General features: G+C 44.9%; 15 protein-coding genes. All 15 read left to right on the forward strand.

The window, feature by feature from the left end:
- The first annotated feature begins 118 nt into the window (after window positions 1-118).
- The 15 genes from argF (at window position 119) to H171_RS04770 (ending at window position 20,438) form a co-directional block, all read left to right on the forward strand.
- Window positions 119-1,054 carry an ornithine carbamoyltransferase gene (gene argF, locus H171_RS04700; protein ID WP_100304114.1) on the forward strand — a complete coding sequence of 312 codons (936 nt, stop codon included), beginning with the start codon at window positions 119-121 and terminating at the stop codon, window positions 1,052-1,054.
- Between the two features lie 3 nt (window positions 1,055-1,057).
- Window positions 1,058-1,366 (forward strand): DUF6637 family protein, encoded by a 309-nt coding sequence (locus H171_RS04705; RefSeq protein WP_100304115.1) that lies wholly within the window; start codon window positions 1,058-1,060, stop codon window positions 1,364-1,366.
- Between the two features lie 5 nt (window positions 1,367-1,371).
- Window positions 1,372-2,349: a biotin--[acetyl-CoA-carboxylase] ligase gene (locus H171_RS04710; protein ID WP_100304116.1), complete on the forward strand. Its 978-nt coding sequence runs from the start codon at window positions 1,372-1,374 to the stop codon at window positions 2,347-2,349.
- The gene (gene mutY, locus H171_RS04715; RefSeq protein WP_100304117.1) at window positions 2,349-3,446 is read left to right on the forward strand and encodes an A/G-specific adenine glycosylase; all 1,098 of its coding nucleotides are present in this window, start codon (window positions 2,349-2,351) and stop codon (window positions 3,444-3,446) included. Before H171_RS04710 ends, mutY begins: the two co-directional genes overlap by 1 nt.
- Window positions 3,447-3,450: 4 nt before the next feature.
- A complete protein-coding gene (locus tag H171_RS04720) occupies window positions 3,451-4,353 on the forward strand; it encodes a diacylglycerol/lipid kinase family protein (RefSeq protein WP_100304118.1) in 903 nt (300 codons plus the stop codon).
- Window positions 4,354-4,457: 104 nt separating this feature from the next.
- Window positions 4,458-5,600, forward strand: a complete 1,143-nt coding sequence (gene rpoD, locus H171_RS04725) for an RNA polymerase sigma factor RpoD (RefSeq protein WP_100304119.1) — start codon at window positions 4,458-4,460, stop codon at window positions 5,598-5,600.
- 71 nt (window positions 5,601-5,671) lie between these two features.
- Window positions 5,672-6,307 carry an epoxyqueuosine reductase QueH gene (locus tag H171_RS04730; RefSeq protein WP_100307422.1) on the forward strand — a complete coding sequence of 212 codons (636 nt, stop codon included), beginning with the start codon at window positions 5,672-5,674 and terminating at the stop codon, window positions 6,305-6,307.
- 121 nt (window positions 6,308-6,428) lie between these two features.
- Window positions 6,429-6,695, forward strand: coding sequence for an HPr family phosphocarrier protein (locus H171_RS04735; RefSeq protein WP_025233660.1), 267 nt, complete (start codon window positions 6,429-6,431; stop codon window positions 6,693-6,695).
- 607 nt (window positions 6,696-7,302) lie between these two features.
- The gene (gene gltB / locus H171_RS04740) at window positions 7,303-11,862 is read left to right on the forward strand and encodes a glutamate synthase large subunit (RefSeq protein WP_100304120.1); all 4,560 of its coding nucleotides are present in this window, start codon (window positions 7,303-7,305) and stop codon (window positions 11,860-11,862) included.
- A 13-nt stretch (window positions 11,863-11,875) separates the two neighbouring features.
- Window positions 11,876-13,363, forward strand: coding sequence for a glutamate synthase subunit beta (locus tag H171_RS04745; protein ID WP_100304121.1), 1,488 nt, complete (start codon window positions 11,876-11,878; stop codon window positions 13,361-13,363).
- A 474-nt stretch (window positions 13,364-13,837) separates the two neighbouring features.
- Window positions 13,838-15,541 (forward strand): cache domain-containing sensor histidine kinase, encoded by a 1,704-nt coding sequence (locus tag H171_RS04750; RefSeq protein WP_242976859.1) that lies wholly within the window; start codon window positions 13,838-13,840, stop codon window positions 15,539-15,541.
- Window positions 15,516-17,093: a response regulator gene (locus H171_RS04755; RefSeq protein ID WP_100304122.1), complete on the forward strand. Its 1,578-nt coding sequence runs from the start codon at window positions 15,516-15,518 to the stop codon at window positions 17,091-17,093. Before H171_RS04750 ends, H171_RS04755 begins: the two co-directional genes overlap by 26 nt.
- A gap of 170 nt (window positions 17,094-17,263) precedes the next feature.
- On the forward strand, window positions 17,264-18,673 hold the full coding sequence (locus tag H171_RS04760) for an ABC transporter substrate-binding protein (protein WP_100304123.1): 1,410 nt from the start codon (window positions 17,264-17,266) through the stop codon (window positions 18,671-18,673).
- A 54-nt stretch (window positions 18,674-18,727) separates the two neighbouring features.
- Window positions 18,728-19,612: a carbohydrate ABC transporter permease gene (locus H171_RS04765; protein ID WP_100304124.1), complete on the forward strand. Its 885-nt coding sequence runs from the start codon at window positions 18,728-18,730 to the stop codon at window positions 19,610-19,612.
- Window positions 19,602-20,438 carry a carbohydrate ABC transporter permease gene (locus tag H171_RS04770; RefSeq protein WP_100304125.1) on the forward strand — a complete coding sequence of 279 codons (837 nt, stop codon included), beginning with the start codon at window positions 19,602-19,604 and terminating at the stop codon, window positions 20,436-20,438. Before H171_RS04765 ends, H171_RS04770 begins: the two co-directional genes overlap by 11 nt.
- Window positions 20,439-20,468: the final 30 nt, after the last annotated feature.

A 20,468-nucleotide genomic window follows, 5' to 3' on the forward strand; every position in this document is an offset into this window, starting at 1 on the left:
GATACAGTTATATATCCTTAATGCATTAATATACAAAAATAAAAAAAGTATTGCATAACTATGCGGGATACTCTATAATAATGTATAAAAATACAAATAGAAAAGCGGAGGATGCAATATGAATTTAAAAGGAAGAAATTTTATCACATTAAAAGATTATTCACCGGAAGAAATTGGGTACCTGCTGGACTTAGCAGCTGATTTAAAAGCCAAGAAAAAACAGGGGATTACGGGTAACTCCCTGAAGGGTAAAAACATCGCTCTTATTTTTGAAAAGCCGTCAACCCGCACCAGATGTTCTTTTGTGGTCGCTGCGGTTGATGAAGGAGCACATCCGGAATATTTAGGAAAAGATGATATTCAGCTTGGACATAAGGAAAGTGTGGAAGATACGGCAAGAGTTTTGGGAAGAGTATTTGACGGAATCGAATTCCGTGGATTTAAACATAAGACCGTGGAAGATCTGGCTGAATATGCAGGCGTTCCGGTGTGGAACGGGCTGACTGATGATTATCATCCAACACAGATTCTGGCAGATCTTCTCACGATGAAAGAACATTTCGGATATTTAAAGGGACTCCGTTTCGTATACGCAGGGGATGGACGCAATAATATGGCTAACAGCCTGATGATCGGCATGAGCAAGATGGGCGTTCATTTTACCATTCTGGCTCCTAAGAGCCTCTGGCCTAAGGGGGAGCTGGTGGAATTATGCCAGGATTATGCCGCGGAAAGCGGAAGTACCATCACTCTGACAGAGGATACGGATGAAGTTAAGGATGCAGATACCATTTATACTGACGTATGGTGCTCCATGGGTGAAGAGGACAAGGCTGCCCAGCGTATTGCACTTTTAAAGCCATATCAGGTGAATAAGGATCTGATGGAAAAAACAGGGAAAGACACTACCATATTTATGCACTGCCTGCCGGCTGTCAAAGGAAATGAAGTAACAGAGGAGGTCTTTGAATCCGGCGCATCTGTGGTATTTGATGAAGCAGAAAACAGAATGCACACCATTAAGGCGGTAATGGTGGCAACGTTAGGAGAGTAGAACATGTATATACAAGAACGAGGAAGAAGCCTAAGAAACGCTTCCATGATTGTGGATGTCCTCCATATTGTAGTAGGAATCCTGATTGTAACATTGGCTGTTATATCATTTTTAAATCCGGAAGATCATATGTTTCTTTTCCCGGCAATATTTTTTCTGGCCGGCATGCTAAACCTGGTCAATGGGATTTATAAAATAAGACTTAGTGGCAGAGAGAAAAAGAAGAAGGCGGCCGGCATTGCTGTCCTCATGTTCGGATTTCTTCTTATCGCCCTTACGGTAATCAGTGCGGTCAGTATCTGGTGGAGGTGATATCAATGAAAGCTGAGATTCTTAAGCTGCTTAAGGAAAGTGACGGTTACTTATCCGGGCAGGAGCTGTGCGGCCGCTTTGGGGTTTCCAGGACGGCTATTTGGAAAGCCATCCGCCAGCTTGAAGAAGAGGGATATCAAATTGAGGCGGTTCGAAATAAAGGGTATCATTTCATCGGTTCTTGTGATATAATGACGAAAACAGAGATAGAAAGCTGTATGAAAGGGAGATTTGGCCGGGAGGTGGAATACCACAAGGTCATAGATTCCACCAACATAAGGGCCAGGCGTCTGGCAGAGGAAGGGGCTTCCTGCGGAACCCTTGTTGTGTCTGACAGCCAGAGTGCAGGGCGGGGCAGAAGAGGGCGCGCCTGGGTGTCCCCGTCCGGGAAGAACATATTTATGAGCCTGATCTTAAGGCCGGACATTCTTCCAGCTTCCGCTTCCATGATTACACTGGTAGCCGCCCTGGCGGTCTATGACGGGATAAGGAACGTTACGGGCCTTGATGCCGGCATTAAGTGGCCGAATGATATTGTGGCAAATGGGAAAAAGCTATGCGGCATTTTGACAGAAATGAGCGCCGAACTGGAAGGAATCCATTATATCGTAGTGGGGATCGGAATCAACGTCAATATGGAGGGATTTCCGGAAGAAGTAAGTCAGATGGCCACCTCCCTGCTTCTGGAAACAGGAGAAAAGGTGAGAAGAAGCAGGTTGGTTGCCGCCATTATGGAGGCATTTGAACAATATTATGAAGAATTTATCAGCCAGGGTGATTTATCCGGGCTGATAAGTGTCTATAATAAGCATATGGTCAATACGGGAAAGGAAGTAAGAATTCTGGACAGATCAGGTGAATATACCGGCTTGGCCCTGGGAATTAATGAAAAGGGAGAGCTTCTTGTGGAAGTACAGCCGGGAGAGGTAAAACATGTAATCTCCGGAGAGGTATCTGTCCGGGGAATCTATGGATATGTGTAATGAAGAACCATTCGCTTTATGATCAATTACAGGTTTTAGAACCCCAGGAAAAAGAATTGGGCACCAGGGAGCGTTTAAAAGCCATGGAACGCCCGCTTTTGTCCTGGTACCTGGAGAATGCCAGGGCCCTTCCTTGGAGGGACAAGCCGGAACCATACCGGGTATGGATATCGGAAATCATGCTGCAACAGACCAGAGTAGAAGCTGTAAAACCTTATTTTGAGCGTTTTATGGAGGCCTTACCAGGAATCAATGATCTGGCGGCAGTGCCGGAGGACCGGCTGCTGAAACTCTGGGAAGGGCTTGGCTATTACAGCAGGGCTAAAAATCTAAAGAAAACAGCGGAGCTTCTTGTAGAGCAGTATGGCGGAGAGCTTCCGGCATCCTACGAGGAGCTTAAAAAGCTTCCGGGGATCGGGTCTTATACCGCAGGTGCAATTGCGTCCATCGCTTATGGCATCCCGGTCCCGGCGGTTGACGGCAATGTCTTACGGGTGGTTTCCAGAGTAACAGGCAGCAGAGAAGACATATTAAAGCAGGCAGTCAAAAGCCGTATGCAAGAGGAATTAAAGGCGGTAATGCCAGAACAGGAAGCCAGTTCTTATAATCAGGGCCTCATTGAAATCGGAGCGATTGTCTGCGTGCCAAACGGTTCGCCCCTGTGCAGCCAATGTCCTCTGGCCTCCATCTGCATTGCCAGGATCAAGGGCCTTACCGGTGAGATACCGGTGAAAACGCCTAAAAAGGCCCGCAGGGCGGAGGATAAGACAGTCATGCTCCTTTGGCTGGAAGGACGGGTTGCCATCCGTAAACGGGATGATACAGGGCTTCTGGCTTCTCTTTATGAGTTCCCCAATGTTGAGGGACACTTAGAAGAGGAAGCGCTGCTTGCCAGGCTGGGAATAGAGGAGGCCAAAATAACGCCTCTTCCTGCAGCAAAGCATGTGTTCAGCCATGTGGAATGGCATATGATAGGATTTCGGATTGAACTTGGAGAACGGCCCAATGGAGATTTTTTATGGGTTACTGCGGAAGATTTAGAAAAAACATATTCCCTGCCAGGTGCATTTAAGACGTATACAAAATTGATCAGGTGATATAATGAAAAAGATTCTATTTATATTTAATCCGCGTTCCGGGAAGGCTCAGATCAGGAATAAGCTGATGGATATCCTGGATATTTTTACAAAAGCCGGTTATGAATTGTTGGTTCATGTGACACAGCGGACAGGTGATGCAATGGAGGCTGCTGCAGCATACGGGGATAGTGTTGATCTGGTTGTGTGCAGCGGCGGAGACGGGACTTTAAATGAAACCATAAGCGGTCTCATGAAATTGGATAATATTCCAGACCTGGGATATATCCCTGCCGGTTCCACCAATGATTTTGCTTCCAGCTTAAAGATTTCCAAAAGCATGGTAAAAGCGGCAGAAGCGGCGGTTTTTGGCGAGCCTTTTCCCATTGATATCGGCTGTTTCTGCGGGGACAGGCACTTTGTGTATATTGCAGCGTTCGGGGCCTTTACAGAGGTTTCCTATTTAACCCCTCAGGATAAGAAGAATGTCCTGGGGCATCAGGCGTATATGCTGGAAGGCATGAAGAGCCTGGCTTCCATACAGTCCTATGAGCTGCGGATTGAGTGTGAAGAACTCACGCTGGAAGGGGAGTTTATTTTCGGCATGATAACCAATACCATGAGCGTCGGGGGCTTTAAAGGGCTTGTGACACAGGATGTGGCTCTTGACGACGGTGAATTTGAAGTGCTGTTAATACGGACACCCAAAACTCCTCTGGATTTGACAAATATCATTAATTACATGTTTCTGAAGGAAGAACCAAATGAATACGTCCATAAATTTCGGACAAGGTCTTTGAGAATTCTCTCAAAAGAGCCTATTGACTGGGTATTAGATGGGGAATTTGGCGGGACCAGGAGGGAAGTAAACATCATAAATTTAAAGAAAAGAATCCGTATTATGAGAAAAACGCCGAAAAAGCTATAAAACTGCTTTTTTGGCAGAAATATGTTGAAATATGGATTCCGGTAGTATATAATGAAAAGTTGTGTGGGCTTTATGTATACCTCTTAGCGAAAGGACGTTATTAAGTGGAAAAGGATAATTTTTTAGATAAGCTTGGAAAACTGGTCGAACTTGCAAAAACGAAGCATAATGCGTTGGACGTAACGGAGATTAATAACTTCTTTATGGGGGAAGAACTGACAACAGAGCAGATGGATCAGATTTATACGTACCTGGAGAATCGCGGCGTAGACGTGATTCCGGTCATTGACGACTCCGTTTTAACTGAAGATGTGCTCATGTCAGACGACCTGCTTTTGGATGATGATCTTGATGACGGCTTTATTAAGGAAATGGATGAAGAAGATATTGATCTTGACGCCATTGACTTGCTGGAGGGCATCGGAACGGAAGACCCTGTCCGCATGTACCTGAAGGAAATTGGCACGGTACCACTTTTGAATGCAGAGGAAGAACTGCGCCTTGCTAAGAGAAAAGCGGATGGTGATGATGATGCCAAAGAACGCTTGATCGAAGCAAACCTTCGCCTTGTAGTCAGCATAGCAAAGCGTTATACAGGCCGTGGAATGAGTTTCCTTGATTTGGTTCAGGAAGGAAATTTAGGCCTTATTAAAGGCGTGGAAAAATTTGATTATACCAAAGGTTATAAATTAAGTACATATGCTACCTGGTGGATACGCCAGTCTGTAACCAGAGCCCTTGCAGACCAGGCCAGAACAATCCGTGTGCCTGTGCATATGGTAGAAACGATTAATAAGATGTCCAAGATGCAGAGAAAGCTGACTCTTGAGCTTGGATATGAGCCGTCTGTTTCAGAACTGGCGGAAGCTCTTGACATGTCAGAGGATAAGGTTATGGAGATCATGCAGATCGCCAGAGAACCTGCATCCCTTGAAACTCCCATTGGTGAAGAAGATGATTCCAACCTGGGAGATTTCGTGGCTGATAATAATGTTGTGACTCCGGAAGGTAATGTAGAATCCGTTATGCTGAGAGAGCACATTGATGCTCTTCTTGGAGATTTAAAGGAGAGAGAACGCCAGGTGATCGTACTCAGATTTGGATTAGAGGATGGCCATCCCCGTACTTTGGAAGAAGTAGGAAAAGAGTTTAATGTTACCAGGGAGCGTATCAGGCAGATAGAAGCGAAGGCTCTTAGAAAGCTTAGAAATCCTGTCCGCAGTAAAAGGATCAGGGATTTCCTATAGGAAACAAGAGGCGTTGCAGGTTGCTGCAGACGCCTTTTTGTGCTTTTGAAAACAGCAGGGAAGGAGCTACCATGAACCAGAGGAATTATCAGAAGGAATTGGATCAGGTCATTGCAGAATTAGAGGAACAGGGAAAAGTTCCCAGGCTGCTTTTACATAGCTGTTGTGCTCCGTGCAGCAGTTATGTGCTGGAATATTTATCCCGTTATTTTGAAATAACCGTGTATTTCTATAATCCCAATATAGATCAGCCGGTTGAATACAAAAGACGGGTGAAAGAGCAGGAAAGGCTCATTGCATCTATGGATTTTATTCATCCTGTGACTTTGGAAACAGGAGCTTATGAACCGGAAGAATTTCACCGGATTGTGAGAGGTCTTGAAAAGGAGCCGGAAGGCGGTGCCAGATGTTTTAAATGCTATGAACTGCGCCTCCAGGAGGCTGCAAAGGTTGCTCAAGCCGGGCGCTTTGATTATTTCACCACCACTCTGTCCATAAGCCCTTTAAAGAATGCGGAAAAGCTCAATGAGATCGGTGAGAAGCTTGCAAAAGAGTATCGCGTCGCTTATCTTCCCTCTGATTTCAAGAAAAAAAATGGATTTAAGCGGTCTGTAGAGCTTTCTGAGAAATATGGTTTATACAGGCAGGATTACTGCGGCTGTTTCTATTCCCAGAAAGAAAGGCAGAAGCTTTCGGAAATTTCTTAGATAGGAAAATGCTTTGTAAAATATGTAAAAAGACACACTGGTTTGTCTTGACACAAATTGGATATTGTTATAAAATTAACTGCAAGGAGTATAAAAAATTGAGGATAAAGGAGATAAAAATATGTTATCAAAAACACTGACCGTAGTAAATCCATCCGGACTTCATTTAAGACCAGCAGGTGTTCTTTCCCAGACGGCTATGAAATTTAAATCCGATGTGATCATCGAATATGGAGAGAAGAGAATCGTAGCTAAGAGCGTGTTAAACGTTATGGCAGCCGGAATCAAATGCGGAACAGAGATCAAATTGATCTGTGAAGGCGAAGATGAGGCAGCAGCAATGAAAACCATGACGGAAGCAATTGAAAGCGGACTTGGAGAGATGTAATTCAGTTTTAAATTTAAAAAAAGTTAGTATAAGCCCTGGGAAGAAAATCCCGGGGCTTTTTCTGCATAAAAATGAGTGGGATTATGAGGGAAAGCAGTATAGAAGTTGTGAATATGAAATGCAGACTTAATGATTGAAAGTGAAAACTTCATAAAATTAGAAGTTTGTGCCAGTATCCTTAAAAGGACGTAAAATTGTGTTATATCGGGAGAAAAAATATTGATGCAGATTAAAATTGTAAGAATATAATTTGATTAATGTGTTAATGTCAAATTATCTGAAAATTAAAGAATAAAACTCGTTTACAAGGAGAAAAAAATGTAGTATTATCAACTAAAATTTACTGTTACTCATTGGTGCCACATAAGAAGAGGAAGTAATCAGGAGTGTTTAAAAACATGGGCAGGGAAAAGGGACGCCCTCTGGGCGACCGCCAAACCCAAGAAGCATGTGCAATTGAGAGGAACGCCCTCCGGGCAAACCATCAAACCCAAGAAGCATGTGCGATTGAGAGGAATGCCTAAAGCATTGGCAAGAAAAAGGAACGCCCTCCGGACATATCGTTATGTCCAACTAGCAAGGGCAAAAGAGAGGAAAGGAAGAGATTATGGATAAAGGTTTACAATCCCCTAATAAAAAGGAGTTGCCGGGCCTATATGATCCCCGCTTTGAGCATGATAACTGCGGCATCGGTGCGGTTGCCAACATAAAAGGCGTGAAGACTCACCGGACGGTGGATCAGGCTCTCCATATCGTAGAGAATCTGGAACACCGTGCAGGAAAGGATGCGGAAGGAAAGACAGGAGACGGAGTTGGAATCATGCTTCAGATCTCCCATAAGTTTTTTAAAAAGGTGACAAAGCCTCTGGGCATAGAGCTTGGTGAGGAGAGGGAATATGGTGTTGGTATGTTTTTCTTTCCACAGGACGAGCTTGCCAGAAATCAAGCCAAAAAAATGTTCGAGATCATTGTAAAGAAAGAGGGGCTTGAATTTACAGGTTGGAGGGATGTGCCTATACATCCGGAGCTGATCGGTGCCAAGGCGGTGGACTGTATGCCCTGCATTGCCCAGGGCTTTGTAAAAAAGCCAGCTGATACGGCCAAAGGATTGGAGTTTGACCGGAAGCTTTATGTGTCAAGACGGATTTTCGAACAAAGCAACGACAATACCTATGTGGTTTCCTTAAGCAGCAGAACCATTGTATATAAGGGCATGTTTTTGGTGAAGGAACTTAGGAAGTTTTTTCCGGACCTCCAGGATAAGGATTATGAATCTGCTGTTGCAGTGGTTCATTCCCGGTTCAGTACCAATACAAACCCAAGCTGGATGAGAGCCCATCCCAACCGCCTTATTGTTCATAATGGTGAGATCAATACCATTCGCGGAAATGTGGATAAGATGATGGCAAGGGAAGAGAATATGGAGTCCGAGTATTTCCGGTATGACATGCATAAGGTCCTTCCTATCATTAACCAGGAAGGTTCCGATTCCGCCATGCTTGACAATGCGCTGGAATTTATGATGATGAGCGGAATGGATCTTCCCCTTTCTGTTATGGTGACCATTCCTGCACCATGGGAGCATGACAAATCCATGCCTCAGGAAATCAAGGACTTTTACCGTTACTATGCAACCATGATGGAACCTTGGGACGGACCGGCTTCCATCGTATTCAGTGACGGCGACCTGGTTGGTGCCGTACTGGACCGCAATGGCCTTCGTCCGTCCAGATACTACATTACCGATGAGGACCAGATGATCCTGGCTTCTGAGGTGGGCGCCATTGATATCGAGCAGAGCCATGTGGTGCGAAAAGAGCGCCTTCGTCCAGGCAAGATGCTTCTCATTGATACCGTTAAGGGATGCCTGGTCAGCGATGAGGAGCTGAAAGAATATTATGCGGCCCGCCAGCCTTATGGGGAATGGCTGGATTCCAATTTAATTGAGCTGAGAAAGCTGCCCATCCCCAATATAGGGGTTCCTGCCATGAACAGAGAGGAAAGGGCGAAGCTGCAGAAGACTTATGGTTATACCTATGAGGAATACAAAACCATGATCCTTCCCATGGCCTTAAACGGTGCGGAAGCAGTTTCAGCCATGGGAGCAGACAGTCCCCTGGCGGTATTAAGCAAAAAGCACCAGCCCCTTTTCAATTATTTCAAACAGCTCTTTGCCCAGGTTACCAATCCGCCCATTGATTCCATCCGGGAAGAGATCGTTACCTCTACCACGGTTTATGTGGGTGAGGAAGGGAATATCCTGGAGGAGACGGCGGAAAACTGCAAGATCCTGAAAGTCAATAATCCCATACTTACCTGTACGGACCTTCTGAAGATTAAAAATATGAAGAAGCCGGGCTTTAAGGTAGAAGTGATTCCCATTACCTACTATAAAAATACTTCCCTGGAAAAAGCCATTGACAGGCTGTTTCTTGAGGTAGACCGGGCGCACCATGATGGTGCGAATATCATCATCTTGTCTGACCGGGATATTGACGAAAACCATTTGCCCATTCCTTCCCTGCTTGCGGTATCGGCTTTGCAGCAGCATCTTGTCAAAACAAAGAAGAGGACTTCTGTGGCGCTTATACTGGAAAGCGGAGAGCCAAGAGAAGTACATCACTTTGCTACTTTGCTGGGATATGGAGCCTGTGCCATAAATCCCTACCTGGCCCAGGAATCCATTCGTTCCCTCATTGAAAAGGGCATGCTGGATAAAGATTATTATGCGGCCGTAGAGGATTACAACGCGGCAGTTCTTCACGGCATTGTAAAGATAGCTTCCAAGATGGGAATCTCTACCATACAGTCCTACCAGGGAGCCCAGATTTTTGAGGCAATCGGCATTTCAAAGAAAGTGATTGACAAATATTTTACCGATACGGTGAGCAGAGTGGGAGGAATCACCCTGGATGACATAGCCAATGATGTGGATGTCCTTCACTCAGCAGCCTTTGATCCCCTTGGCCTTGACGTGGATTTGACCCTGGACAGTGTGGGAAGCCATAAGGAGAGAGCAGGGCAAGAGGAACATTTATACAATCCTCTTACCATCCATCTCTTACAGGAAGCGGCCAGAACCGGCAGCTACGAGACTTTCAAAGAATATACCCATGCCTTGACGGAAGAGGGACAGACGGTTAATTTAAGAAGTCTTTTGGACTTTGATTATTCCAAAACAAAGGAAATTCCTTTGGAAGAGGTGGAAAGCGAAGAATCCATTGTTAAACGGTTTAAAACAGGAGCTATGTCTTACGGATCCATTTCCCAGGAAGCTCATGAAACCCTGGCGATTGCCATGAACCGGATTCATGGAAAATCCAACAGCGGCGAGGGAGGCGAAAGCCTGGAGCGTCTGACCGTAGGTCCGGACGGCGTAAACCGATGTTCTGCTATCAAGCAGGTTGCTTCCGGACGATTTGGAGTAACCTCAAGGTATCTGGTAAGTGCCAGAGAAATCCAGATTAAAATGGCTCAGGGAGCGAAGCCGGGAGAAGGAGGCCAGCTTCCAGGCGGGAAGGTATATCCGTGGGTTGCCAAAACCAGGCATTCCACGACAGGAGTAGGTCTTATCTCTCCGCCGCCTCACCATGATATTTATTCCATTGAGGATCTGGCCCAGCTGATTTATGACTTGAAAAATTCGAATACCAATGCCAGGATTTCTGTTAAACTGGTTTCTGAGGCAGGAGTGGGCACAGTAGCCGCAGGTGTTGCAAAGGCCGGTGCACAGGTAATCCTTATTTCCGCCTTTGACGGCGGAACCGGTGCGGCTCCAAGAAATTCTATTTATAATGCAGGGCTTCCATGGGAGCTTGGTGTAGCGGAGGCTCATCAGACCCTGATTATGAATGGGTTAAGGGATAAGGTGATCCTGGAGACAGACGGGAAGCTGATGACGGGGCGGGATGTTGCCATTGCCTGTGCCCTGGGAGCGGAGGAGTTCGGCTTTGCTACAGCCCCTCTTGTGACCATGGGCTGTGTCATGATGAGAGTCTGTAATCTGGATACTTGTCCGGTGGGCATTGCCACCCAGAATCCGGAGCTTAGGAAGCGCTTTAAAGGAAAACCGGAACACGTAATCAATTTCATGAATTTTATTGCCAAAGAGCTTCGGGAATATATGGCAAAGCTTGGTATCCGCACCGTAGATGAACTTGTGGGAAGGACGGATCTGTTAAAGAAGAAAGCCAGTATTCCTTCTGAAAGAGCTGGAAAGGTGGATTTTTCCGCTATATTGGGAAATTCCTATGCTGGGCAGAAGCTTTTAGGATACGATAAGAAACAGGTATATGATTTTGAACTAGAGAAAACCATAGATGAGAAGATCATCCTTAAGAAATTAAGAGATGCTCTGCGGGCCGGTCAGAAAAAGAGCCTTCATATCGATATTTCCAATACGGATCGGGCCCTGGGTACCATATTTGGCTCGGAAATTACCAGACTTTATCCGGATGGGCTTTTGGAGGATACCTTTACCATCAACTGTACGGGCAGCGGCGGTCAGAGCTTTGGAGCCTTTATTCCAAAGGGCCTTACTTTAGAGCTGGTGGGCGACAGCAACGATTATTTTGGAAAGGGACTTTCTGGCGGCAAGCTGGTGGTTTATCCGCCCCAGGGCGTTAAATTTAAGGCTGAGGATAACATTATCATCGGAAATGTGGCCTTATACGGCGCTACAAACGGAAAGGCATTTATCTGCGGGATCGCAGGCGAACGTTTCTGTGTCCGGAACTCTGGAGCAACCGCTGTTGTGGAAGGTGTGGGAGACCATGGCTGCGAATACATGACAGGCGGGCGCGTGGTGGTGCTGGGGCCCACTGGCAAAAACTTTGCTGCAGGAATGAGCGGCGGCATCGCCTATGTTCTGGATGAAAAGAGAGATTTATATAAGAGGCTTAATAAGGAAATGGTTTCCTTTGAAGAAGTTACCAATAAATACGATGTTCTTGAATTAAAAGACATGATCAAAGAACATGTGGCTTACACCAATTCCGCAAAAGGAAAAGAGATTCTTGATAACTTTGGAGAGTATCTTCCTAAGTTTAAGAAGGTCATGCCTCATGATTACAGACGCATGCTGAACACCATCGTTCAGATGGAGGAAAAAGGGTTAAGCAGCGAACAGGCACAGATTGAAGCATTTTATGCCAACACAAAGAAGTAAGGAGGAGCTGATCATGGGAAAGCCAACAGGATTTTTAGAATACAGCAGAAAAACAGGAAAAGCGGTAGACCCCAAGGCTCGTATTAAGAATTATAACGAGTTCCACCTGCCTCTTTCTGAAAAAGAACAAAAATGCCAGGGTGCGCGCTGCATGGACTGCGGCGTCCCCTTCTGCCAGTCCGGTATGATCTTAAAAGGTATGGTTTCCGGCTGCCCCCTTAACAATCTGATCCCGGAATGGAATGAGCTTGTTTACACCGGGACATGGCAGCAGGCCTACAACAGGCTGAAAAAAACCAATAGTTTTCCGGAATTTACCGCCAGGGTGTGCCCGGCTCCCTGTGAAGCCGCATGTACCTGCGGGTTAAATGGAGATCCGGTGAGCATCAAGGAAAATGAGTACGCCATCATTGAACGTGCTTATGAAAGCGGCATAGCAGGTCCCATCCCGCCAAAGATCCGCACCGGGAAAAAAGTGGCCGTCATCGGTTCCGGCCCGGCAGGTCTGGCAGCAGCAGATCAACTGAACAAACGGGGGCACAGCGTTACTGTATTGGAAAGGGAGGACCGCATAGGTGGTCTTCTCATGTATGGGATCCCCAATATGAAGCTGGAAAAGCATGTGATAGACCGGAAGGTGGAGATCATGAAGCAGGAAGGAGTGACGTTCCTGACAGGCACTGATATTGGAAAAAACCAGAAGGCCAAAGATCTGTTAAAGGAATATGACCGCATCATCCTGGCCTGCGGGGCTTCCAATCCTAGGGATTTAAAGGTTCCGGGAAGAGATGGGGGAGGAATTTATTTTGCAGTAGATTTTTTAAAGTCAACCACAAAAAGCTTATTGAATTCCAACTTACAGGATAACAGCCATATTTCCGCAAAAGGTAAGCACGTCATCGTCATCGGCGGCGGTGACACGGGTAACGACTGTGTGGGAACGGCCATCCGCCATGGGTGTGCTTCCGTCACCCAGCTTGAGATGATGCCAAAGCTCCCTGAAAAAAGAACCCCTGATAATAGCTGGCCCGAATGGCCGAAAGTTCTGAAGACTGATTACGGCCAGGAAGAATCCATTGCCGTATTCGGAAAGGACCCCAGGGTATACCAGACGACGGTAAAGGAATTTATTAAGGATAAGTCCGGCAAAATAGTGAAAGCCGTGCTCATGGGACTGGAGCCTAAAACGGATGAAAAGACCGGCCGTTTAAACATGGAGCCAGTAGCCGGCAGTGAGAGAGAAGTTCCGGCCGATATTGTTTTAATTGCAGCAGGATTTCTGGGCGCCCAGACTTATGTTGCTGATGCTTTTGGCGTGAAATTAAACGGCAGAAGTAATGTGGAGACAGAAGAGGGGAAATATAAGACGAATGTAGATAAAGTATTTGCAGCCGGTGATATGCGCCGGGGACAATCGCTGGTAGTTTGGGCGATCAGGGAAGGCCGGGAAGTGGCAAAGGAAGTTGATAGGAGCTTAATGGGGTATTCCAACCTGGCATAGTCGGAAGGGATAAACCAATAAAGGCAAAGAGGCTTTTGTAATATAGATGGGCGATCATCTATTGCACAAAAGCCTTCTTTTTATAATTTATACAAAAGCGGATTTGTTCACAGATTTTATAGATTTGAAAAAACTGCGCGGTCAGCTAAATCCTTTATAGTATAACTATGCATTGATATATCACCTTCTCGGAATTTATTTTAATCTTGCCTTTGCTTTCTGTATGAAGTACACTAGACGTAAAAGTTTCTGTCTTATTTATATTGCGCGGATATATACAGATTATGAAACTGCTTAGGGGAAAAAAGCGGGGGTATAGCAGTGAAAAATAAGTTTAGGGTCAATTTACGTATAAAGATCATATATATTTGCATCATTTTCCTTTTTATAAGCGTTCTTATAATTATGAATTATGCGTTCAACCGGAGCAGAAACCTCCTGATTGAGCAGGAAGCAGGCATAATATCCCAATATATGAATCGTAATGAGCTGGCATTAACGGATATCACTGATTCCATACGGAAGTTGTCTGCCGCCTCAAGTACTAACAAGCAGGTGTCTGCGTTATTGAATCAATCCTTTGAAGGGAAGGTCTTTTCTTCGGAAAATGCCGGTCGGATTCGTTCTGTAGTGGAGACCCTTACGTTTTATAGAAACATATTTTTTGATTATCGGATGCATTATATTATACTGGGAGTGGATGGTACCGTATACAGTGTGACGGATGGGATTGACAACAGCACTTATTTTGGGAAGCAGTTCTCTGAAAGCGTCTGTAGACAGGACTGGTATCATGACTTTATGGAAAGTCAGGAGGTATCGCGGTGGGTTATTCCCTGTACATATAATGATAAGGGTGTATTTAAAGGCGAAGGGGACAACCCCAGGGATGAAGATTTCATCTTATTTATCAGACGGATACGTGATTACAATTCTCAGAAATTTCTAGGTATTTCTTTTGTATCATTTCCGACTGAAAACCTGTCACAGATCCTAATCCCATATGAAGGGGCGGCTATGGCTCTGTTTAATGAGGAGCAACGTTTGGTTTATGCGAATGAAGATGCGGATCTGTTTCATGATATTTCCGTTAATAATATGGATCTCTTATTAAAGGAGCATGATGGATATTTCCACTATACAGTGGCTGAGAGAGAGTATCTGATTAATTATGTGACAATGGATAGTTCTGGATGGCGTTTGGTGAATATGGTTCCCTTGGATAAAACCACGGAAGCCGTTGACAAGCTTTATAGTGCCGTCACCACGATGATGATTCTGCTTGCAATAGGGGCCAGTGTTGTCTGCCTGGCAATGTATGTATATGTAAATGCGCCTTTGAACCGTCTCATCCTTAAAATAAGCAGCATAAATATTGGTGGGACAGTACTCTCTGATGTGGAGGGGGTGGAAGGGTGCGCAAGACCTGTAATAGGTATCGTAGAAGCAGAGCATGAGATTAATCGGATGGTGGATTATATTGAAAAGTTGTCTGCTCAAGCCATTAAGCAGAAGGAGATTGAACAGAATCTTCGATATGAGATGCTCAGGGCCCAGCTGAACCCCCATTTTTTGTTCAATACCCTCAATGTAATTAAATGGTCTGCAATGATTTCCGGTGCTGGAAACATTGCGGATATGATTACCTCCTTGGGAATTCTGTTGGAAAACACCATGAACCGGGGAGAGGAGGAGGGGCCTCTCCGTGAGGAGATCCGGGTGGCTAAAGCATGGGTGGAAATCAAAAACTGGGCTTTGAAAAACAGGATCCAGATTCATGCCGATGTCCCTGAAGTGCTGGAGGACTTCCAGGTAATTCGATTTTTTCTTCAGCCATTGGTGGAAAACGCAGTTTTTCATGGTATGGAGGATGTGGAGAACGGGGAGATCTGGATTAAGGCGGAACAATATAACGGCAGGGTATGTGTCACGATTCAGGATAATGGGATAGGGATTGAGTCCGAGGTATTGGATGAAATATTAAAGGAATTAGATGTCCGCCAAAAACGCCGTAATGTAACAGGAATCGGCCTTACCAGCATCCATGAATTAATGAAATTAAAATATGGACCGGATTATGGCCTTTACATTGAGTCTAAGAAAAACATTGGTACAAAAGTGTATGTAATATTTCCTGATTGGGGTGGGATGGATGTTGAAAATAATGATTGTGGATGATGAATTGATTGTAAGAGTGGGGTTTCAGTCTTGTATAAACTGGGAGGAATATGGGTGTGAAATAATTTCCACCTGTGAATCTGCCAGGGATGCAATCACTTTTTTTGAAAAGCAGGTACCGGATGTTGTATTTACGGATATTATGATGCCGGAAATGGATGGGATCCAGCTGGTAGAATATATTTGTACTCATTATTCCAGGACAAAAGTGGTCGTTCTAAGCTGCATCAATGAAATCGAATATGTGAAAAAGGCTATTAAGCTGGGAGCTGAGGATTATATACTCAAACTGTCAATCACAAGGAACACCATGATTGAACTGATTTCCAGGCTGAAAGAAGTCATAGAGAAAGAAGGGGAAAAAGAAGGAGAGCTTGAACTTGCGGGGAATGCCAGTCCTTTGAACAGAGAGGAGGATTTTAGACTGCTTCTTTCCGGAAGTCCGGTCTGCCCTGATTTTGAGCGGCTTCTGGACAGGATGGGTTTCATCTTTGATCCGCATGTTTCATATTGCAGCGGCTGCCTTCTGATAGATCATTTGAGAACTGCAATGGATCAGGAAGATATGGATTCTTATACCAGAAGATATGGTCTCATTAATATCATAAAAGAATATTTTGGAAAGCTTCCACGGTTCGAGTTGGCGTTTGTAGGTGAAGGAGAGATCATGGTGATATTTACCCTGAAGGCTGGAGAGAAGCTGAAGGTTTTATTACCTGACATATTGAAGTTTTTAAATCATACCCTGAAAACCCATCTAAATCTGACACTTTCCATGGGACTCGGGAGTCCGTGCGATGAGCGAACCCAAATACCATTCAGCTACCAACAGGCGAAAGAGGCGGCACATCTTCGATTTTTTGATGGGGAAGCCTCGTTACATGAGAATCAGGCTGAAGAAAAAGCACCAATAGTGATTAATAAAGATGTTCAGAGAAAAATTCAGGAAGCTGTTTTTGCACTGGATTATCGGGAAGTCAGCAGGCTGACAGATGAATGGTTTGAGGGGATGGCAGCTTATCGCCATTTTGGGCAGATAGAGGTCATACGCCGGTCTGTACTGAAAGCCTGGATTTTTATTTCAGGGAATACGTTTCAGGAGGTGGACGATGCCTCGGAATATGATGATTCCGTCTTCATGGCGGATTTTTGGCGTGCTGAAACAATATGGGATTTAAAGCACTGCTTTCAAGACGAGCTTCAAATGATTCTAAATCAGCTCCAGGCCAATAAGGCAGCCAGCCCGGAAATTATGGGGCTGCTTCATTACCTGGAAACACATGTGGAAGAGAATATCAGTCTGGAAGAGGCGGCAAGGCATTGTTCTTTAGGGAAAAGCCAGTTTTGTATATTGTTTAAGAAGACTACAGGCATAACGTTCGTTCATTATTTTAATAAACTGAAGATGAAAAAAGCCTATGCCATGTTAAGCAGCGGAAAGATCCAGGTGCAGGAGGCTGCAGATCGGATTGGAATCAAGGACATATCATATTTCAGCCGACTCTTTAAAAAATATTATCATATAAGCCCCAGTGATGTAAAAAGACTGTAAATATCGTATCATTTTGACATAAAACCGGACAATAGTTCAAATAAAAAATAGGGATTGGAGGTGGTGGAATATAATACCAACAATCCCTATTTTTGTTTATTCAAAATAAGATATGCAGCCGCTATACTGTGATTACAGGTAAAATATGTAAAAACGAAGGAGGAAGTATTATGAAAAAAAGAATTTGTCTGGCTCTAAGCGCAGTAATGCTTGCAGGTTCGCTTGCTGGGTGTTCAGGCGGAACAAGCGGAATTCCCGGTGACACTCAAAAGGCGGAAGAAACTTCAAAGACGGAAACAGCAGCGAATGAAAGCAGTAAAGGACAGAACGAAAAACCCTATGCAGGAACTACCATACGGGTACTTAGTATGACAGGACAGATATCAGATGCTATAGAGACTTATCTTAATGATTTTGAAGATAAAACAGGAATTAAAGTAAACCTGGAGCTTTATGGAGAAGGACAGCTGCGGGAAAAATGCACAACCGAATTCCTTGCAGGTTCATCCACCATAGATGCATTTCTGATGAGTCCTCTGCAGGATATGGCAGCATACAGCAACAATGGCTGGATTGAGCCGCTGGATACTTATCTGGAGGATCCCTCCTTTGACTGGGAAGATTTTTCATCTGCACCTATGGATCAGATTAAGATTAAATCCACTGGTGAGATCGGAGCCCTTCCTCTCTATTCTTCCGTACAGCTGATGTTTTACCGGAAGGATATATTTAAGGACAAAGGACTTACACCGCCGGCTACCTATGATGAACTTCTGGAGGTATGTGAGAAAATAAACGATCCAGCTAATAATTTTTATTCTATTGCATGCCGCGGAGAGAAAATAGCACTTACCTCTCAATTCTCCCCGTTCCTATACGGCTTTGGTGGGGCCTATTTTAAGGAAGGAGCCAGTGCGTTCCATACTCCTGAGAACTTAGAGGCGGCAAAATTTTACGGCAAACTGCTGGGAACATATGCTCCGGAAGGAATCCTCACAGCGGGCTATTCTCAGATGACTCAGTTGTTTAATGCAGGCCAGGTGGCTATGTGCATTGATGCGATTGCATTGTACCAGACTTTGGTAGATGCAAATGAGTCCGCTTATTATGATCAGGTTGGTGTTGCCCCTATTCCGGAAGGACCTGCCGGCCGTCAGTCCTACAAACAGGTTGTGTGGGGAGCCTCCATTTACTCAGGGTCCAAAAACAAAGAAGCTGCCTGGGAATTTTTAAAGTTCGTAGGAGGCAGTGACATTGCGGTTTATATTACCCCAATGGGTATGCCCACCTTCCGTGATTCCGTCTGGAAAGACGAGAGAGTCACATCTGCAATGCCCGAGGATTTCATTGCGGCATACAATGTGGAAATTCAGGCTGAAACCACAAATCAGTACGGACTTCCAAGAATGACAGCCGTCTCAGAAGCCAGGGATGCGATGGGTGAGGCAATCGTATACTCTATTGAGACAAAAGGTGAGGGATCTGCTTTGGCAGGTAAGATGCAGGCGGCCTCCCAAAAAGTTGACCAGCTGTTGAAAGATGCAGGAGAATATGGTGCAGATTATCCCTATGAAGAATAGGCTAAAGCAAAAAAGGAGCCTTTTAAGGCTCCTTTCCATAACAGGAGAAGGAATATGAATAATTTTGTAAATAAGCATATCAGATGGGTCTTTGTTCTGCCGACTTTCCTTTTTATGGTAGTTATGCTCGCGGTTCCCATTCTTATGACGTTCGCATTTAGTTTGAATGACTGGAACTTGTTAATGGGAACCGGAATGAGTTTTAATTTTGGGAAAAATTATCTGGAAGTGCTGGCCAGCAAAGAGTTCTGGCAGTCACTGGGAGTTACATTTTATTACACGGTACTTTCTACTTTGGCTGAGATGCTTCTGGGACTTTCCATTGCACTTGTGCTCAACAAAAGGTTCAGGGGAAAAAATGTAGTAAAGACGATTGTGCTCCTTCCGTACATGATGGCGCCGGTGGCGGTAGGGTTAATGTGGATGCTGTTCTACGAACCCTCTTCTGGTCTTTTGAATTATGTATTTACCTCAGTAGGTCTTCCAAGGTCCTCTTTTGTTTCTGCAAAACAGACAGTCATACCGGCCATAGCAGCGGTGGAAACATGGCAGATGACCCCGATGGTCGTTATTGTGTGTCTGGCAGGACTTTCTTCCCTTCCAACAGATCCAATGGAAGCTGCCAGGGTGGACGGTGCCACGCCGGTGCAAACTTTTTTCCAGGTAACATTGCCGCTTCTTACGCAGACTCTGTTTTCCATCGGGCTGCTGCGCTTTATAGATGTGTTCAAATCCTTTGATCTAATTTATGCTATGACAAAAGGAGGACCTGCCAACGCCTCCAGGACTTTAAATCTCTTTGCATACGAAACAGCTTTTTCCTATTATAAATTCGGGCTATCTTCAACAATGCTGATGCTGCTGTTTGTAATCGTATTGCTGTTAAGCGTTGTGGTAATGAAGTTTCAGAGAAAGTTGGTGGAATATTATGGCGGTTAATAAGCAAAAAGCGGGGAAATTACTGAAACAATGCCTGTTTGCGGGACTGATTCTTATAATTGTGATTCCTGTTTTGTTCCCGCTTTATTTTGTTCTCGTATCGTCTTTTAAGAATATGGCACAGGTTTATATCATGCCGCCGAAGCTGTTCGGTTTCAAGCCGATCCTGGACAACTATATCTACATATTCAAGACACAGCATTATGGTACGTACATGCTGAACTCCACGATCGTGGCGGTTGCATCTACTGCATTGTCCCTTCTGATGGGAGTGCCAGCGGCTTATGCCATAGCCAGATATAAGATGGGGAAGGTCAGTATCGCTATTTTGACTGCAAGGTTATTGCCTAACATATCCATTCTGCTCCCTTATTACTTTGTTTTTTCAAAATTACGGATGATAGATACCTATGGAGTACTGATTATCAGCCATATGATTCTGTCCCTTCCGCTGATCGTGTGGATTATGGTGGGGTTTTTCAATGATATGCCCATTGAATTGGAGGAAGCTGCCATTGTGGATGGCTGTACCAGGCAGAAATGTTTTGTAGATGTCCTCCTGCCAATCAGCGCGCCGGGGCTGGTGACTTGTTCGACACTGTCCTTTCTGGGATCTTGGAACAATTTCCAGTTTGCATTGATACTCAGCGGTGAAAAAACGAGGACTCTTCCTGTATCCCTGCAATATTTTGTATCGGGAGCCGATATCCGATGGGGGCGTATGCTGGCAGCGACCATTGTGGTGATTGTGCCTACCATCATCCTGACCATGATCCTTCAGAAATACATTATACAGGGAATGACGGCTGGTGCTGTAAAAGGATGACATTTCCAAGAGCACCATAAGATACCACGA

The organism is [Clostridium] celerecrescens 18A, from assembly GCF_002797975.1.
Classification (GTDB): Bacteria; Bacillota; Clostridia; order Lachnospirales; family Lachnospiraceae; genus Lacrimispora; species Lacrimispora celerecrescens.

Excerpts from the sequence above, each read along its gene's own strand:
- H171_RS04710 (WP_100304116.1), top strand. The coding sequence starts at position 1,372 with ATGAAAGCTGAGATTCTTAAGCTGCTTAAGGAAAGTGACGGTTACTTA.
- argF (WP_100304114.1), top strand. The coding sequence starts at position 119 with ATGAATTTAAAAGGAAGAAATTTTATCACATTAAAAGATTATTCACCG.
- H171_RS04765 (WP_100304124.1), top strand. The coding sequence starts at position 18,728 with ATGAATAATTTTGTAAATAAGCATATCAGATGGGTCTTTGTTCTGCCG.
- H171_RS04720 (WP_100304118.1), top strand. The coding sequence starts at position 3,451 with ATGAAAAAGATTCTATTTATATTTAATCCGCGTTCCGGGAAGGCTCAG.
- mutY (WP_100304117.1), top strand. The coding sequence starts at position 2,349 with ATGAAGAACCATTCGCTTTATGATCAATTACAGGTTTTAGAACCCCAG.
- H171_RS04730 (WP_100307422.1), top strand. The coding sequence starts at position 5,672 with ATGAACCAGAGGAATTATCAGAAGGAATTGGATCAGGTCATTGCAGAA.
- H171_RS04770 (WP_100304125.1), top strand. The coding sequence starts at position 19,602 with ATGGCGGTTAATAAGCAAAAAGCGGGGAAATTACTGAAACAATGCCTG.
- gltB (WP_100304120.1), top strand. The coding sequence starts at position 7,303 with ATGGATAAAGGTTTACAATCCCCTAATAAAAAGGAGTTGCCGGGCCTA.
- H171_RS04745 (WP_100304121.1), top strand. The coding sequence starts at position 11,876 with ATGGGAAAGCCAACAGGATTTTTAGAATACAGCAGAAAAACAGGAAAA.
- H171_RS04760 (WP_100304123.1), top strand. The coding sequence starts at position 17,264 with ATGAAAAAAAGAATTTGTCTGGCTCTAAGCGCAGTAATGCTTGCAGGT.
- H171_RS04705 (WP_100304115.1), top strand. The coding sequence starts at position 1,058 with ATGTATATACAAGAACGAGGAAGAAGCCTAAGAAACGCTTCCATGATT.
- H171_RS04735 (WP_025233660.1), top strand. The coding sequence starts at position 6,429 with ATGTTATCAAAAACACTGACCGTAGTAAATCCATCCGGACTTCATTTA.
- H171_RS04750 (WP_242976859.1), top strand. The coding sequence starts at position 13,838 with ATGAATCGTAATGAGCTGGCATTAACGGATATCACTGATTCCATACGG.
- H171_RS04755 (WP_100304122.1), top strand. The coding sequence starts at position 15,516 with ATGTTGAAAATAATGATTGTGGATGATGAATTGATTGTAAGAGTGGGG.